The sequence below is a fragment of the Gordonia aichiensis NBRC 108223 genome (assembly GCF_000332975.1).
Taxonomy (GTDB): Bacteria; Actinomycetota; Actinomycetes; order Mycobacteriales; family Mycobacteriaceae; genus Gordonia; species Gordonia aichiensis.
In genome coordinates, this window is record NZ_BANR01000032.1 from 1 (window position 1) to 14,614 (window position 14,614).

Sequence of the window (14,614 nt, forward strand, 5' to 3'; positions counted from 1 at the left end):
CATCACACACTATCGAGTTCTCAAAGAACGCACACCCACCAGCGCCACCCCGAAAAGGGCTTGACCAGCAAGCTTGTTCCGTTTGGAGGATGTTAACCCCGTCTCCGGAGCAACTCTTCCAGCCTACCAGACGCTCTCTGCGGTCCGCAACTCCGTGTTGTTTCTCGTCGGGGAGTCATCTGGTTCCCGCCATCTCGCTCCAGGCGCACGAGGCACCCGGTGTGATTTCTCGGGGGTTGGTCTGCGCTGAACCCGGTTTCCCTTCCCCGGTACCTTCCCTCTCGGGAGGCCGTCCGGGGCGGCGCCGTGGCGCGCTGACTCGAAGAAAGTTACGCAACGAGTTCGCCCGGGTCAAATCGCCTGGTCAGCGCATGTCCTTTCAGCGTTTTCGCAGGTGAATGCAGGTCCTACCCGTGGTTGCGCTGCCGATTTCGAGCGTCAGACGCCACTTCGCATAGTGTGATCTGTGCCATTCCGGATCGTCGGCGGTTTCGCCCAGTTGCGCCAACCGTTGTGGACAGGCACCCCACCAGGCGTTTAGACCACACGCCGGTAGGCCCGGAACCCCATCCTTTCGGGCAGTGGGGAGGCCCGACAGGTCAGTTACCTGCGGAGTCGCCGCCTTCTAGCGTTCGAGTTATGTCCATGGTCGCTGAAACCAGAAGCGCAGGCATCCCCACTGCCGGCACCGTCAACGTTCGTCGAGGCGAGCTCGACGCGGTGGGGTTCCGACGGTGCGGCTCGCTGTCCTGGCGTCGAAGCACCGCACCTGATGGCAGCACGAGCGTCCAGATCCGTCACCGTCTCACCAGTGACCTGATCTCCGACGACGTCATGGTGTCGGCGCTGGTCGGCCTGGTCGAGGACGGCGCGCTGGTCGGCCAGTGGGAGTTCGAGGAGGCCGCGGTGGGACTCATCCGGTCATCCGCGTCCTCCGAAGCCGTCGCGTGGTCGTCCTTCTACGACAACTCTCTGCGCGACCTTGTCGCAGGTATTGCATCCTTCAGCCCGGTTCATCACCGGGCTCGCAGCCTGGTGTCCGGCAGCAGCGTCCTGGAGGTCGGTTGCTGCTTCGGCCTCTTCGCGCTCCAGTGCGCCGAAGCCGGACTCAGCGTCAGCGCCTGTGACATCTCGCGGGGTGCGATCAACCTCCTGCGAGCGGCGGCCGGCCGACGCGGGTCACAGGTCGACGCCGTCGTGGCCAACGCGGTCGACCTCCCGTTCGCCGACGACTCGGTGGACACCGTGACCCTGATCCACTTGCTGGAGCATCTGTCACGTGACGAAAGATCACAGGCGCTCGCCGAGGCTATGCGGGTAGCCCGGCAGCGTGTCGTCGTTGCCGTTCCCTACGAGGATGTACCGAGTCCGCACTTCGGGCACCTGACCTGCCTGCGCGAACGCGACCTCGTCGAGTGGGCGGCACACGTCGACCATGCGAGAGCGCGCATCCTCGACGATCATGGCGGCTGGTTGGTCCTGACGCCGCGGATACCGCGGGGCCGCTGAGAGACGCGACCGCGGCACGTCCCCTCGCCTGGCGACGGTCAGATCAGACCGCGCTTGCTTGCGATGTACACCGCGTCGGTACGTTTGCTGACCCCGAGCTTGCGGATGATGTTGCGGATGTGGAATTTCACCGTCGACTCGGAGATGAAGAGCGTCTCGCCGATCTTCTTGTTGCTCAGTCCGTCGGCCAACAGCCGGAGCACCTCACGTTCGCGCTCGGTCAACGCCTCAGGGCTCTCCCCTCCTCCCGACACCGTCCGCAGCACGATCGCGGCGCTGCGCGGATCGAATGCGCTACCCCCGCCGGACACGGCTTGAATCGCCCGCACCAGTTCGGTGGTGTCGACGTCCTTGACCACGTATCCGCGAGCCCCCGCCTTCACAGCGCGAACAACGAGATCATCGTCGAGGAACGTGGTGAGAACGAGACTGGCGACGTCGCCATGACGTCGAGCGATCTCGGTGATGAGTCGCAGACCCTCGTACTCGGTTCCCGCCGTCAACTTGAGGTCGACGACGACGACGTCTGGGCTGCACCGCGCGACCTCGGCGAGCGCGTGGTCGAACGAACCCGCTTCTCCCACAACGGATATCGTTTCTTCGCGCTCGAGCAGTGACCGAATGCCCGCTCGCAACAGGGCGTGATCGTCGACGAGCATGGTCCGGATGGAACCGGTGGTGACCTCGGCGGAATTCATCGGACAACCTCCTCGTGACGTGACCCCGGCATGGTCGGCGAACGACCTGTCGACGCTGATCCGGCGTCGGGCAGCACTGCGGCAATGCGTATCCCGCCGAGCCGCGAGCGGCGCACACGGAGCTCCCCGCCCAACTGACCCGCGCGAGTGGCCATGTTGGCCAAACCCCTGTGCCGACCGGCGAGATCGCCGAGCATCGCCGCGCGCATCACTCGTCGGAGATGCCCCGGGTCTCCCCCGCCGTCGTCGTCGATGGTGAGTCCGACATGGTCGTCCGCGTAGGTGAGGACGACGCGCGCCGTCCCGGCCTCGGCATGTACCGCGGTATTGAACAGCGCTTCGCCCGCGATCCGCAATACCGCGTGCTGCACGTCGTCGGGAACGTCGCGCGGGCGCCCGACCACCCGCACATCTGTGTCCAGATCGGCGGGCATGTGCATCGAACACAGCTCGTCGAGGACCTCGCCGAGACTCAGTCCCTCCACCGACGGCGACTGATTGAGTGCGTAGATGACTGATCGCAGCTGCTCGACCGCGTCGCGGGTCAGTTTTCCGGCCACTTCGAGACGCTCAGCCGTTGCCGCGTCGGAGTCCATCCGGCACACCTCGATTTGAACGCCTGCCGAGAGCACGGACTGCGTCACGGAATCGTGTAGTTCGCGCGCGATGCGTTCGCGCTCCTCCGTCACGAGTCGCTGGCGCATCACCGCCGACAACTCCCGTTGTGTCCGTTGGAGTTCGGCGTTTCGGACGGCGAGATCGGTCGCCTGTTCACGAGCCTTGGCGTAGGCGTCCTCCGCTCGTGCGAGCTGATGGCGACTCTCCTCGAGCAAGGAGGCATTGAGGAGGGCGACCATCGCCTGGCTGGCCAGAATGCGCATCACGACGAGGTCGGCGGAATCGACGACGTGATGATCGGGCGTCCAGGCCGAGAGTCCCCCGACGACGCGGCCATCGAGATGCACGGGCACATGCAGGTGGTGCTCAGCGACCACAGGGCGAGCCAGTTCGCCCATCTGATTGCGCAAGACGTCGTTGAGCCTGTTGAGCACCTCGTCGGGAAGGTGGCTCGGCGTGCGTGCGGCCTGCACGCCCTCGAACGCATAGATCGTTCCGTCGCCGTTCATCATCAGATGTCGCGGTCCCGTGCGCTCGAGTTCGCCGTCGCTCAGCGCGAAGACCACCCATTGCGCATCGAGGTGTTCACGCACGGCGCGAACCACTGAGAGCACCAGGTTCTCCGGTCCCTCTGCGGTCTGGACGAGCGCACGTGAGATGCGGTCGAGGGCGCCGACCACCCGCGTCAGGCGCTGCTCGACGCCCCGATACTGCGCGTAGTGCGAGCCCTTGACCGAATGCAACCCGACCAGCGAGTCCAGCTCCGGCGGGAATTGCTCGGATTCGTATCTGTCGGAGCGTGTACCGGTCACAGCGCCTCGCGATAGATCCGCGCGACGTCGTCGGCTGTCGGTTTGCGTGGGTTCGTCGTCATGCAGGCGTCGAGCAGCGCATTGCCGGTCAGTACGGAGACGTGTTCGTCGCGTACGCCGAGCGACCTGAGGTCACCGGGTAGTCCGACCCTGCGCGACAGCGACGCGACCTCGTCTGCGAGGCGTTCGGCGACCGAGTGCGGTGAGCCACCACGAATCCCCACCGCATCAGCGAGTTCGACATACGGCATCGGGTCGGCCTGCGCGTTGAACCTGATGACGTGTGGCAGCAGTACGGCGTTGATCGCGCCATGCGCAGCGTCGCACAGACCTCCGACGGGGTGGCTCATCGCGTGCGTCGCACCGAGGATCGCATTCGTGAACGCCATACCCGCCTCCAGCGCCGCGTATGCCATGTCGGTTCCGGCGTCGGGATCCGATGGGTCGTCGACGAACCTCTCGATACTGCGCCATGCCGTGCCGATCGAACTCAACGCGGCACGATCGCTGAGGCGGTTGTGCGCGAGCGACGCGTAGGCCTCGAGACAGTGAGCGATGGCATCCATGCCCGACTGCGCCGCGACGTCGGCGGGCAGCGACGCCAGAGTACGCGGATCGACCACCGAGACGTCGGGCACGAGCCCACGACCGATGATGGTCACCTTGGTCATCCGGTCGACATCATTGACGATGCAGAACTGCGAGACGTCCGAACCGCTCCCCGCCGTCGTCGGTGCCGCGATCAACGGAGGCAACGGCCGCCTGGCGCGATCGATCCCCTCGTACTCGAGGATGTGTCCACCGTTCGCGGCCAGAATCGCGATTCCCTTGGCGGCGTCGATCACCGATCCACCGCCCAGCGCGACGATGCCGTCGGCGCTGGTCTCCTCGTAGCGCGTGAAGCCCGCAACGATCTCGGGAGCACGTGGGTTCGCCGAGACACCGGTGAACGACGACACCGAGAGCCGCTCAGCGTGAAGTGCCTGTGCCAGTTGCGAATACCACGGTGTCGCGACCAATCCGCGGTCGGAGACGATCAACAGGCGGCGCATACCCAGGCCGGCTGCGGCTCGCGGCACCTCGGCGAGCGACCCACGCCCGATGATGATCTCGGGGGTATGGAACTTGGCGACGTGGACGCCCTCGGCTCTCCCGGCCGACCTCGCTCGTTCCTGCACCGGGTCACGGTCGCGGGGTGCCGCAACCCGACCGGCCTCGGCGACATCAGTCCGCACGCGGATCACCTGCCCATCGCAGCGTGTCGGAACGGCAGAGCACTACTCGGCTCCTCGGCACCGCACCGATCATCGCAGTGGTCGCTTTCGCGTGAATCCTACGCGCGATGGCACCGCTCACGCGCCGGAAGCCGCGACCGAGACCTGCTCCAACTCGGCCAGATCATGTACGACGTTCACGCGATCGCAGTACGTGGCGTACGCGGGCAGATCGCACGAACCCAGACCCCAGGAGTACGACGGCTCGGGCGTCAGCCAGATGGTCTCGCGCGCGCGACGGGAGATCTCCTCGAACGCAGCAAGATTGGGGTCCCGGCCATTGTTGCGGCCATCACCGAGCACGATGACCGTCGTGCGCCTCGTGACTGCGCCACCGTATTCGTCGAGAAACGTCTGCAGTGCGTTCCCGTAGTCGGAATCGGCGTCGACGTCGAGGACGCCACCCGCCGGCAGTCCGGACACCACCAGCGACAACGCCTCCTCCGCCGGGTGTTCGGCGAACAGGTCGGTGATCTCGACGAGGTCGGACACGAAGGCGAACGAACGCACGTGCGCGACCATGCTCTGCAGTCCGTGCACGAGTTGCAGGGTGAACCGTGTCGTGGCCCGCACCGACAGCGACACGTCGGCGAGGATGAGCAGACTCGGCCTGTCCTCGACCTTCGCGACCGTGACAGGGCGGAACGGAACGCCGTCGAACCGGAGATTGGCACGCATGGTCCGGGCCGCGTCGACCGTCCCTCTCGCCGCGACCTTGCGTCGCGAGCGCGGGGCGCCGTGCAGGCTGCGGATCAGTCGTCGGACGGATTCCTCGAGACTGGCACGCTCCTGCTCGCCGATCGCGTCGCGTACCGTCGCCGTGATCTCGCGGTCCTCGAGTGCGTGATCGGTCGCCATCAGTTGCTCGAGGTGATCGCGCAGCTTCTCCGGCAGCCCGTCGAGCAGTCCTGCGAGAGCACTGCGCAGTGCCGCCAGCTCGTCCGGATCGGGTTGCTCTGCGTTGAACGCGTCGGGATCGTCGAGCCAGTCGAGCAAGGCCATCTCCTGGGCGACCGACAACTCGGCGTCGAGCTGGGTGGCGTTGCCGCTCACCAACTCTCCCGGCCTGCCCGGGTTGTGCAGGCGTGACACCGTGAGTTGCACCCGCGCGGCCTGCTCGGAGTTCGGCACCGAGTCGGACGAGAGAACGATCTCGTCGGTCAACGACGCCATATCGAGCTTGTTGGACTCCTGGTGCAGGTTGTACTGCTCGGCCAGATCCTCTGGATCGAAGTACTGCCGGATGTTCGACGGCGGTCCGTGGCTGTGCCCCTGCGCCGGGGTTTTGCTGACCTCATCCGAGAGCGTGTACTCCTCGAGCTCGCCCTCGTCGGACAGGTCGTCGTGGGTGTGCGAATGTCCCTGCCCACCATCGTCTTCCACCACCGGGCGCAGCGCGAAGAACCGGTCGAAGACCCTGTCGAAGGTCGCCTCGTCCCGACGATCCTTGATCAGGCACGCCAGCAGCGCGGACCGCAGCAGTTCACGATCGTCGAGAATCTCGGCCGTGGCGGTCGCGGCCATCGCGTCCATCGCCTCCGAGACCCCGATGCGCACGCCGTGTAGTCGCAGCAGACGGATGAACCGGTGTACGGCGCCTTCCATGATCGACTCCCCCGCTAGACCGGACGCTTACGTGCGCCCCGCGCCTTGAACGATCGGCTTCCCTGCGACGCGCTCACGGCACGTGTACCCGCGTCGCTCTTCGAGCCGGGCGAGCCGTAGTAGTCGTCGCTGTGGCGCCCCGGTTCGTCCTTGGCCGCCCGACGCGCCTTGCCGGAGTTGGTCGATGCGCTCTCCTGATCGGCGTGATCATGATCGTGCGAGTGGCCCGGCCCGTGAGAATGGCCGTGCGAGTGATCATGCGAATGCCCATGGGAGTGAAGATGATCGGGTACCTCGGCATTCGGGTCAACGAGGCGCGGTAACGCGTCGAGCGCGCGGGTGAGGTCGCGGTCGTACTTCACCACGACGTTTGCCGTCTGCGACAAGACATCCGCACTGAGCTCGTCGGCTCCGAGCACCGCCAGCGTGCGCGCCCAGTCGATGGCCTCGGAAATGCTCGGCGCCTTGCGCAGATCGAGATCCCGCAGCCCGCGGACGATATCGACGAGTTTGGCGGCCAGGGTATCCGCGAGTCCGGTGTCCTTGGATCTGATGATGTCGAGTTCACGCGCGGCGTCGGGATAGTCGAGCGACAGGTGCAGGCAGCGTCGCTTGAGTGCTGCCGACAGATCCCGGGTGTTGTTGGAGGTCAACACGATCATGGGCTGATGCGTCGCCACGAAGGTACCGATCTCGGGCACCGACACCTGGTACTCGGCGAGCAACTCGAGCAAGACAGCTTCGAGCGCTTCATCGGCGCGGTCGACCTCGTCGATCAACAGCACGACGGGCGTCTCGGACCGCACGGCCTCGAGCAGCGGCCGCGGGGCGAGGAAGCGCTCGGAGAAGAACACGCTTTCCTCCGCACCGATGCGATCAACCGCCTCGGACAAGGAATCGGCGTCGGCGACGACCTGACTGATCTTCTCGCGTAGTACCTGTGTGTAGAGGAGCTGCTTGCCGTAGTCCCACTCGTAGAGGGCCGTCGTCTCGTCCTGGCCCTCATAGCACTGCAGCCGCAGCAACTCTCGACCTGTGACGTCGGCGAGCGTCTTCGCCAACTGGGTCTTCCCGACACCGGCGGGCCCCTCGAGCAGTACGGGTTTGCCGAGTCTGGACTGCAAGAACACCGTGGTCGCCAGGCGTTCGTCGGCGAGGTAGCCGGCGTCGGCGAAACGCGCACGCACGTCATCGACGTCGGCGAAGTATGAGGGATCTGCGGGACTGTCGCCCGTGGCGGATGTGGTGTCGTCTGTCGCGGCGTAGTGCACGGACATCGGCGTCTCCTGTGCTGAGAGGGTGGGATCGGTCACGGGACGTGCGTCGTCTGGTCTGGAATGGAGCCGGATGGCGAATCCCGCTATAGGGCAGCGGAATCCGCCATCCGGGGTCATACGCGCACGGGTGCCCGTGCGGGGTTCTCCCGAGCTACGGCAGCAGCTCGTCGAGGTCGCCGAGCATGCAGTGCTCGACGACCGGGCGGACCGTCTCGAACGTGCACTCCTTGGGGTTACCCGGGGTGCAGGCGTCGCCGAGGACGTGGTTGGTCAGCGCATCGATCGTCGCGGCATCGGTCGTGATGTCGGGTCGACCCTCGTAGTACTTGGTCGGGCCCTGGCCCAGCCGGTTCTTCGGATACGAGTCCTGCTTCACATCGGCGAAACGCTCGACGATGCCGACGTCACGGAGCAGACGGATCGCGGCCTCGAGCGCGGCATCGGCGGCCTGCACCTTCGTCATGCCGTGCGTGTCCACACCCATCGCCGCGGCCATATCGGCGTAGCGCTCGTACATCACGGGCATGTTGAAGGCCCACACACGCGGCAGCGCGATGGCGTTGTTCAAGCCGTGGTGCGTATCGAAAAACGCCGACACCGCGTGGCTGATCGAGTGGATGATGCCGAGTCCGCCGGAGTTGAATGCCTGGGCCGCGATGTACTGCGCGTACATCATTCCCTCGCGGCCCTTCAGGTCGACACCGTTCCAGGTGGCTTCGCGAAGGTTCTCCGCGGTCATCTTGACCGCATAGAGCGCGTTGCCCATCGACGGAGGGAAGTTCAGTCGCGAGACGTACGGCTCAGAGGCGTGCGCGAGAACGTCGAATCCGCACTGAGCGGTGAAGGCAACCGGGCAATCGTAGTAGAGCACCGGGTCGTCGATCGCCAGGGTCGTGACGGCCGCATCGTCGAAGGCAACATACTTGTGCGGCTTCTCCGGATCGGTGGTGGTATCGGTGATGACGTAGGCCCACGACGTCTCCGAACCCGTTCCGGCAGTGGTGGACACGGCGATGTGCGGCGGGTTCTTGGGGTTCTCGCTCTTGTTGAAACCCTCGAACTCGTTGACGCTGCGGCCGTCGTGCGCAACCGAGATGCGCGCACCCTTGCAAGCGTCGTGCGCCGAGCCACCGCCGATCGAGATGAACGAGTCACACTGCTCGGAGTTGTACAGCGAGACCGCATCCATGACGTTGTAGTCCTTGGGGTTGGACTCGACCTGGTCATAGAGCACGACCTCGAGTCCGTGGTACTTGCACGACTCGACGATCTTGTGGACCGTGTCGCTACCGCGGAGGCCGGTCGTCATGATGAGCGTCTTCTTGAAGCCCAGTTTGAGCGCCTCGGGTCCGATCATCTCGTGCGCGCCGGGACCCATCATGGCGCGCGGGAACGGGTGGAACTCCTTGATGGGGAACGGCTTGAGTAGTTCGTCTACCTGCATTTTCGACCTGACCTTCTCGATGCTGCCGACGCACACGTCGTCGGGAGTGGGTGAGCGATCGAGACGTTACGCGCGTCACAGTGGGCATCAGAAGTGGTTTGCGACCGAACCGTCCGATACAGCCTCGAGTACTGACCTCGGGTCGGGTGAGCACCTGTCCGGTCGGGTAGGTACTCACCCGCGATGTCAGTCGACCCGCACGCCACCCGATGCGGTCCGGCGCCCAGAGCGTTGGCGTGACTTCGCACGGGTCAGAGCTTCGGGCTCGAACCCCCAGGGCAACTCGAGCCGATGAGCCGCGAGCAGTTGCGCGTCAGCGAGAATGGCGTCAACCGAGTCGTCGGCGACGATGCGCCCGCCGTCGACAATGACCGCGCGGTCGCACAGTTGTGCCGCATAGGGCAGGTCATGTGTCACCACGAGCATGGTCGTATCGAGTCCGAGCAGCGTGTCGGCGAGTTCGCGTCGGGCCACCGGGTCGAGATTCGCCGACGGCTCGTCGAGCACCAGAATGTCTGGGCGGCACGCTAATACGGTAGCCAGAGCACCTCGACGACGCTGTCCGCCGGACAGGTGGTGTGGGCTGCGGTCTGCGTGCTGAGTCATCGACACCGCCGCGAGCGCTTCGGCAACGCGGTTCGCGAGCTCAGGCTGCATGACACCGAAATTGGCGGGCCCGAACGCGACATCCTCCGCGAGGGTCGGCATGAACAACTGATCGTCGGGATCCTGGAACACCAGACCCACCCGCCGACGCACATCCCGCAGCGTCGACTTCCCCACCGGCGAGCCGTGGATCGACACCGACCCCGACGTGGGCAGCAGGACGCCGTTGAGCTGCAGCATCAGCGTCGTCTTTCCCGCTCCGTTCGGTCCGAGGAGCGCGACGCGCTCGCCCTCTGCCACCGAGAGGTCGACGCCGTCAAGCGCGAGATGGCCGTCGGGATAGGCGAATCGGAGTCCACGGATGTCGATGGCGTTCATCGCACCCCCCACGCCGTGGCTGCCACGACCACCGCAGCCGCTGCGGGAAGTGAGACGAGTGCCCACTGCGCAGGCGTCGCGCGCGCCGAGGTCGCCACTCCCGGCATCTCGGGGATGGTGCCGGTGAATCCGCGTGACATCATCGCCAGATGGACGCGCTCGCCCCGCTCGTAGGAGCGTAAGAAGACCGATCCGACGCTGACGGCAACGGCTTTGGCCTGGTGCAACATCCGAGGAGAGTCCCCGCGGGCTGCTCGCGCGATCTGCATACGCTTGACCTCGGCGGACAGCAGGTCGACGTATCGCAGCATCATCACGAAGACAGGCGTGATGGTGCGCGGGACGCCGAGTCTGCTCAACGCGACCGGCAGCTCACGCGCGGGCGTCGTCGCGGCGAAAGTCAGCGACGCCGCGACCCCGAGCGTGCCCTTGATGACGATCCCCCACGCCGCGTACAGGCCTGCGACCGAGAGCGACATCCCGACGACGTCGATCCGTCGGCCGCCCTCGGCGAATGGCAGGAGCACCGCGAGCACGACGAAGGGGGCTTCGATCAGCATCCGTGGCACGATCCAGGCGACGGGAACCCGTGCGAGTCGCCAGACGCCGAGCAGGATCAGGGCGAAGACGAGGTACGGCCAGAACATCTCGCGTGGCGTGGCAACGACCGCGAAGACGAACACCACCAGACAGACCAGTTTGACCTCGGTAGGTGCACGGTGCACGCGCGAGGTGACGTCGCGGTAGAGCGGATGTGCGTGCCCGGCTCCCATGCTCAGTCGCCCGCCGGGACAGAATCCGGAACCGCAGCATCGTTGTCAGGCCCGCGACGACCACGTGCGATCAGCCAGAAGGCGCCGACCGCGAGCGCGAGGGTGACGATGACCCCGATGATGCCTGCGATGCCGTTGGTGTACTGCGCGCCCTTCACTGCGTACTCGGCGAGCGGCGACGACGACATCGCATGGTCGGTGGCGTGCTGTGCGATGCACGACCCCGTCAGTTCCTCGGTGCCGTTGACGGTGACGGTCTGGCAGCCCTGCTGCGTCGCGGAGTCGAGACCATCGGGCGAACTGCTTGCGATGTAGGACACGACGCCCGCGATCAACAGGGCGATCACGCCGAACCCGATGAGGAAAGTGCGCCGCCGCACATGGCGGCGCGGCTGCTGGGAAGCGGCGATACTCATACGGACACCTCGATCTTGTCTGCGCCGACGTGGGTGCGACGGAGGAGATACACCAGGTCGGGACGGGCGCGAGCCACGGCCACCACCGTCACCGCGGTGATGAGCCCTTCACCGATCCCGATCAGGACATGGGTGCCCCACATGTAGCCCGCCACCGTCGACAGCGAGGTCGTCGCAGCACCTCCTATCGCATATTCGATAACGAAACCTGTTGCAGCAGCGACTGTTCCACACAGTGCCGAAACGAAGGCAACGACGGCGAGACCGGGCAGCCTGTCGCGTCGCGCTCGCACCAGGCGATAGAGCACCACTGCGACGCCGTAACCGACGAACGTGGAGATCAGCGCCATGTTCGTGATGTTGGCGCCCAGTGCGGTGACCCCGCCATCGGCGAAGAGCAGGCACTGGACAACGAGCACGATCGCGATGCACAGAGCGCCGGTGTACGGGCCGACCAGAATCGCCGCGAGCGCACCGCCGAGGAGGTGACCGCTCACGCCGGGCAGGATCGGAAAGTTGATCATCTGCACGGCGAAGATGAACGCTGCAACAAGTCCGGCCATCGGTACGGCCTTCTCGTCGAGGTCGGCGCGAGCGCGCCACGCGCAGAACGCGAGTCCAGCGATGGCAACGACTCCGAACAGAATCGACGTCTGCGCGTTGATGATTCCGTCACTCATATGCATGGCGACGACAGTGGTGGACATGAACTGGTGTCCCTTCTGCGGTGTACGCGAATGCGGCCGCGGCGACTCGCGGTCACACGATGAGAGGAACGATAGGACCGGCTCCCATATCTGTCCACTTATTCAGATGTTGAAGCCGTCAGACTATCCGAAGGGTCAGGTGTGACCCTGACCACAGCGGAACGGGCTGTATCCGGTTGGCCGGTGGCCTACGACGGTGGATTGTGACCGGCGCCGATCCAGTGCAGTAGATCGTGCACCGTCTCGTCGGCGAGACGATAGCTCACCGATCGCCCGACACGCGTCGACGTGACCCATCCCTGATGACGCAGCACGCGCAGCGCCTGTGACACCGCCGTCTCGGTGCGCCCCACCTCTGCGGCGATATCGCCGACGATGATGCCCGGGTGACGATGCAGGAGCAGCAGGATCTCGAGCCGATGAGGGTCCGACAGCAGATCGAATCGCGTCGACCACTCGGCGATATCGACGTCGCCTGCCCCGTGGGCGTGACCGTGCGGGTGTGCGCTCGGAGTATCGGACGACTGGTCCCCGGGTGTGGCGTCGGGCATCGCCGCTACCCCGACACCCGTTCGATCACGCCACCGAGACTCCGCAGATTCTCGACGAAGTGCGGGTAGCCGCGGTCGATGTGCTCGACGTCGTGCACTTCTGTCACACCGTCGGCGACCAGGCCGGCCAGCACCAGGCCGGCCCCGGCGCGGATGTCCGAACTCCATACGGGCGCGCTGGAGAGCTTCTCGACGCCGCGGATGACCGCGTGATGCCCGTCGGTACGCGCATCCGCACCGAGGCGGACCATCTCCTCGACGAAACGGAAGCGCGCCTCGAAGACGTTCTCGGTGATCACCGACATCCCGTCGGCGATCGACGCCCAGCCGATCGCCATCGGCTGCAGGTCGGTCGGAAAACCGGGGAAGGGCAGTGTGGAGACGTTCACGGCGGTGGGCCTGCGATCGTGGCTGACACGGAAACCGTTCGGATGTGTTTCGACGCGGGCGCCGGTATCGACGAGTTTGTTCAGCACCAACTGCAGGTGGTGGGGGTTGACGCCGTTGACCGTCACATCGCCACGGGTCATCACTGCAGCGATTCCCCACGTCGCGCCGACGATCCGGTCGCCGACGACCCGGTGCGTGGTCGGATGCAGCCGCTCGACCCCGGTGACGGTCAACGTCGATGTGCCTGCACCCTCGATGCGCGCGCCCATCTGCTGCAGCATGACGCACAGGTCGACGATCTCGGGCTCCCGCGCGGCGTTGTCGATGACCGTCTCCCCCTCGGCGAGCACTGCAGCCATCAGGATGTTCTCGGTGGCACCGACGGAGGGGAACTCCAGCGCAATCGGAGCACCGACCAGCGCATCGGCCTCGGCGACAACACACCCGTGCTCGATCGAGCTGTGAGCACCGAGTGCTCGCAGCCCGGCCTGGTGCATGTCGAGAGGGCGGGAACCGATCGCATCACCACCCGGTAGTGCGACGACTGCCCGCCGACACCGCGCCATCAATGGTCCGAGAACACACACCGACGCCCGGAACTGCTTCACCGCGTCGAAGTCGGCGTGGTACTTCGGCTCCGCGGGTGCCTCGATCGTCACAGTCTCACCGTTGATCTCGACGACGGCCCCGAGCCCGCGCAGTACGTCTGCCATGAGCGGAACGTCGGCGATCTCAGGCGAATTGGTCAACGTCGTGGTGCCCTCGGCGAGCAAGGAGGCTGCCATCAGTTTGAGGACACTGTTCTTGGCCCCACCGACCGACACCTCGCCATGCAGGCGCGCTCCCCCGGACACCAGAAACCGATCACTCACGTCAGATACCTTATCCGCCCCCGTCCGTCTCCCGTGCCCGAGGTGTACTGCGGACCACAACGCCGCGCTGCGGTTACATTTGGGTCATGGCCGTGCATCTGACCCGCATATACACCCGAACCGGCGACGACGGCACCACCGGCCTGAGCGACTTCTCGCGTGTGTCCAAGACGGATCCGCGCGTCGTCGCCTACGCAGACTGCGACGAGGCCAACACCTGTATCGGCGCCGCGCTCGCACTCGGTGACGACGTCCCCGACGACATTGCTGCCGTGCTCACGACCATCCAGAACGACCTCTTCGACGCAGGCGCCGACCTGTCGACCCCGGTTGTCGAGGATCCGAAGTACCCTCCGCTGCGCATCGAGCAGGGATACATCGATGCGCTCGAAACCTGGTGCGACGCGTTCGGAGCCGACCTACCAGCACTCGATTCCTTCGTCCTACCCGGTGGTACACCGTTTGCCGCGCTGCTCCACCAGGCTCGCGCCGTGACCCGTCGAGCCGAGCGCTCGGCCTGGGCTGCCGTCGACGCCGACCCGGAGAGGACGTCCGCTCTGCCCGCACGGTATCTGAACCGATTGTCGGATCTGTTGTTCATCTTGTCCCGCGTGGCCAATCGCGGTCCGAGCGGAGCCGGAGACATCACCTGGCGACCCGGCGGGGATCGACACCGCCCGTGAC

The 14,614-nt window shown here is 65.7% G+C and carries 14 protein-coding genes; 2 read left to right on the forward strand and 12 right to left on the reverse strand.

What is annotated here, in order from left to right; all coding sequences use genetic code 11:
* The first annotated feature begins 639 nt into the window (after positions 1-639).
* The gene (mftM, locus tag GOACH_RS20735) at positions 640-1,509 is read left to right on the forward strand and encodes a mycofactocin oligosaccharide methyltransferase MftM (RefSeq protein WP_040519335.1); all 870 of its coding nucleotides are present in this window, start codon (positions 640-642) and stop codon (positions 1,507-1,509) included.
* Between the two features lie 38 nt (positions 1,510-1,547).
* On the opposite strand, the gene GOACH_RS20740 is transcribed toward mftM, so the two are convergent.
* From GOACH_RS20740 to murA, 12 genes are all read right to left on the reverse strand, one after another.
* A complete protein-coding gene (locus GOACH_RS20740) occupies positions 1,548-2,207 on the reverse strand; it encodes a MadR family response regulator transcription factor (protein WP_005179363.1) in 660 nt (219 codons plus the stop codon).
* The gene (locus GOACH_RS20745) at positions 2,204-3,637 is read right to left on the reverse strand and encodes a MadS family sensor histidine kinase (protein ID WP_005179365.1); all 1,434 of its coding nucleotides are present in this window, start codon (positions 3,635-3,637) and stop codon (positions 2,204-2,206) included. The genes GOACH_RS20740 and GOACH_RS20745 overlap by 4 nt, the downstream gene beginning before the upstream one ends.
* Complete coding sequence (locus GOACH_RS20750; RefSeq protein WP_052004089.1) at positions 3,634-4,815, reverse strand: iron-containing alcohol dehydrogenase; 1,182 nt, start codon at positions 4,813-4,815, stop codon at positions 3,634-3,636. Before GOACH_RS20750 ends, GOACH_RS20745 begins: the two co-directional genes overlap by 4 nt.
* A gap of 174 nt (positions 4,816-4,989) precedes the next feature.
* Positions 4,990-6,516, reverse strand: a complete 1,527-nt coding sequence (locus GOACH_RS20755) for a VWA domain-containing protein (RefSeq protein WP_005179370.1) — start codon at positions 6,514-6,516, stop codon at positions 4,990-4,992.
* Between the two features lie 14 nt (positions 6,517-6,530).
* Positions 6,531-7,793, reverse strand: coding sequence for an AAA family ATPase (locus tag GOACH_RS20760; RefSeq protein ID WP_005179372.1), 1,263 nt, complete (start codon positions 7,791-7,793; stop codon positions 6,531-6,533).
* A gap of 151 nt (positions 7,794-7,944) precedes the next feature.
* Entirely contained in the window at positions 7,945-9,237 is a 1,293-nt protein-coding gene (mdo, locus tag GOACH_RS20765; RefSeq protein ID WP_005179374.1) for an NDMA-dependent methanol dehydrogenase, read from the reverse strand.
* Between the two features lie 186 nt (positions 9,238-9,423).
* The gene (locus GOACH_RS20770; RefSeq protein ID WP_005179376.1) at positions 9,424-10,221 is read right to left on the reverse strand and encodes an energy-coupling factor ABC transporter ATP-binding protein; all 798 of its coding nucleotides are present in this window, start codon (positions 10,219-10,221) and stop codon (positions 9,424-9,426) included.
* Positions 10,218-10,994, reverse strand: a complete 777-nt coding sequence (gene cbiQ, locus GOACH_RS20775) for a cobalt ECF transporter T component CbiQ (RefSeq protein WP_005179378.1) — start codon at positions 10,992-10,994, stop codon at positions 10,218-10,220. The genes GOACH_RS20770 and cbiQ overlap by 4 nt, the downstream gene beginning before the upstream one ends.
* A gap of 2 nt (positions 10,995-10,996) precedes the next feature.
* Complete coding sequence (locus GOACH_RS20780) at positions 10,997-11,410, reverse strand: PDGLE domain-containing protein (RefSeq protein WP_005179380.1); 414 nt, start codon at positions 11,408-11,410, stop codon at positions 10,997-10,999.
* The gene (locus GOACH_RS20785; protein WP_005179382.1) at positions 11,407-12,117 is read right to left on the reverse strand and encodes an energy-coupling factor ABC transporter permease; all 711 of its coding nucleotides are present in this window, start codon (positions 12,115-12,117) and stop codon (positions 11,407-11,409) included. The genes GOACH_RS20780 and GOACH_RS20785 overlap by 4 nt, the downstream gene beginning before the upstream one ends.
* Before the next feature lie 188 nt (positions 12,118-12,305).
* Positions 12,306-12,668: an ArsR/SmtB family transcription factor gene (locus tag GOACH_RS20790; protein ID WP_005179385.1), complete on the reverse strand. Its 363-nt coding sequence runs from the start codon at positions 12,666-12,668 to the stop codon at positions 12,306-12,308.
* Between the two features lie 5 nt (positions 12,669-12,673).
* Entirely contained in the window at positions 12,674-13,930 is a 1,257-nt protein-coding gene (gene murA / locus GOACH_RS20795) for a UDP-N-acetylglucosamine 1-carboxyvinyltransferase (protein ID WP_005179388.1), read from the reverse strand.
* Positions 13,931-14,016: 86 nt separating this feature from the next.
* Here murA and GOACH_RS20800 point away from each other — a divergent pair, with 86 nt between their 5' ends.
* A complete protein-coding gene (locus GOACH_RS20800) occupies positions 14,017-14,613 on the forward strand; it encodes a cob(I)yrinic acid a,c-diamide adenosyltransferase (protein ID WP_005179390.1) in 597 nt (198 codons plus the stop codon).
* Position 14,614: the final 1 nt, after the last annotated feature.

Coding starts and splice junctions, on each gene's coding strand:
- mftM (WP_040519335.1), top strand. CDS start 640: ATGTCCATGGTCGCTGAAACCAGAAGCGCAGGCATCCCCACTGCCGGC.
- GOACH_RS20740 (WP_005179363.1), bottom strand. CDS start 2,207: ATGAATTCCGCCGAGGTCACCACCGGTTCCATCCGGACCATGCTCGTC.
- GOACH_RS20755 (WP_005179370.1), bottom strand. CDS start 6,516: ATGGAAGGCGCCGTACACCGGTTCATCCGTCTGCTGCGACTACACGGC.
- GOACH_RS20760 (WP_005179372.1), bottom strand. CDS start 7,793: ATGTCCGTGCACTACGCCGCGACAGACGACACCACATCCGCCACGGGC.
- mdo (WP_005179374.1), bottom strand. CDS start 9,237: ATGCAGGTAGACGAACTACTCAAGCCGTTCCCCATCAAGGAGTTCCAC.
- GOACH_RS20770 (WP_005179376.1), bottom strand. CDS start 10,221: ATGAACGCCATCGACATCCGTGGACTCCGATTCGCCTATCCCGACGGC.
- cbiQ (WP_005179378.1), bottom strand. CDS start 10,994: ATGGGAGCCGGGCACGCACATCCGCTCTACCGCGACGTCACCTCGCGC.
- GOACH_RS20780 (WP_005179380.1), bottom strand. CDS start 11,410: ATGAGTATCGCCGCTTCCCAGCAGCCGCGCCGCCATGTGCGGCGGCGC.
- GOACH_RS20785 (WP_005179382.1), bottom strand. CDS start 12,117: ATGTCCACCACTGTCGTCGCCATGCATATGAGTGACGGAATCATCAAC.
- GOACH_RS20790 (WP_005179385.1), bottom strand. CDS start 12,668: ATGCCCGACGCCACACCCGGGGACCAGTCGTCCGATACTCCGAGCGCA.
- GOACH_RS20800 (WP_005179390.1), top strand. CDS start 14,017: ATGGCCGTGCATCTGACCCGCATATACACCCGAACCGGCGACGACGGC.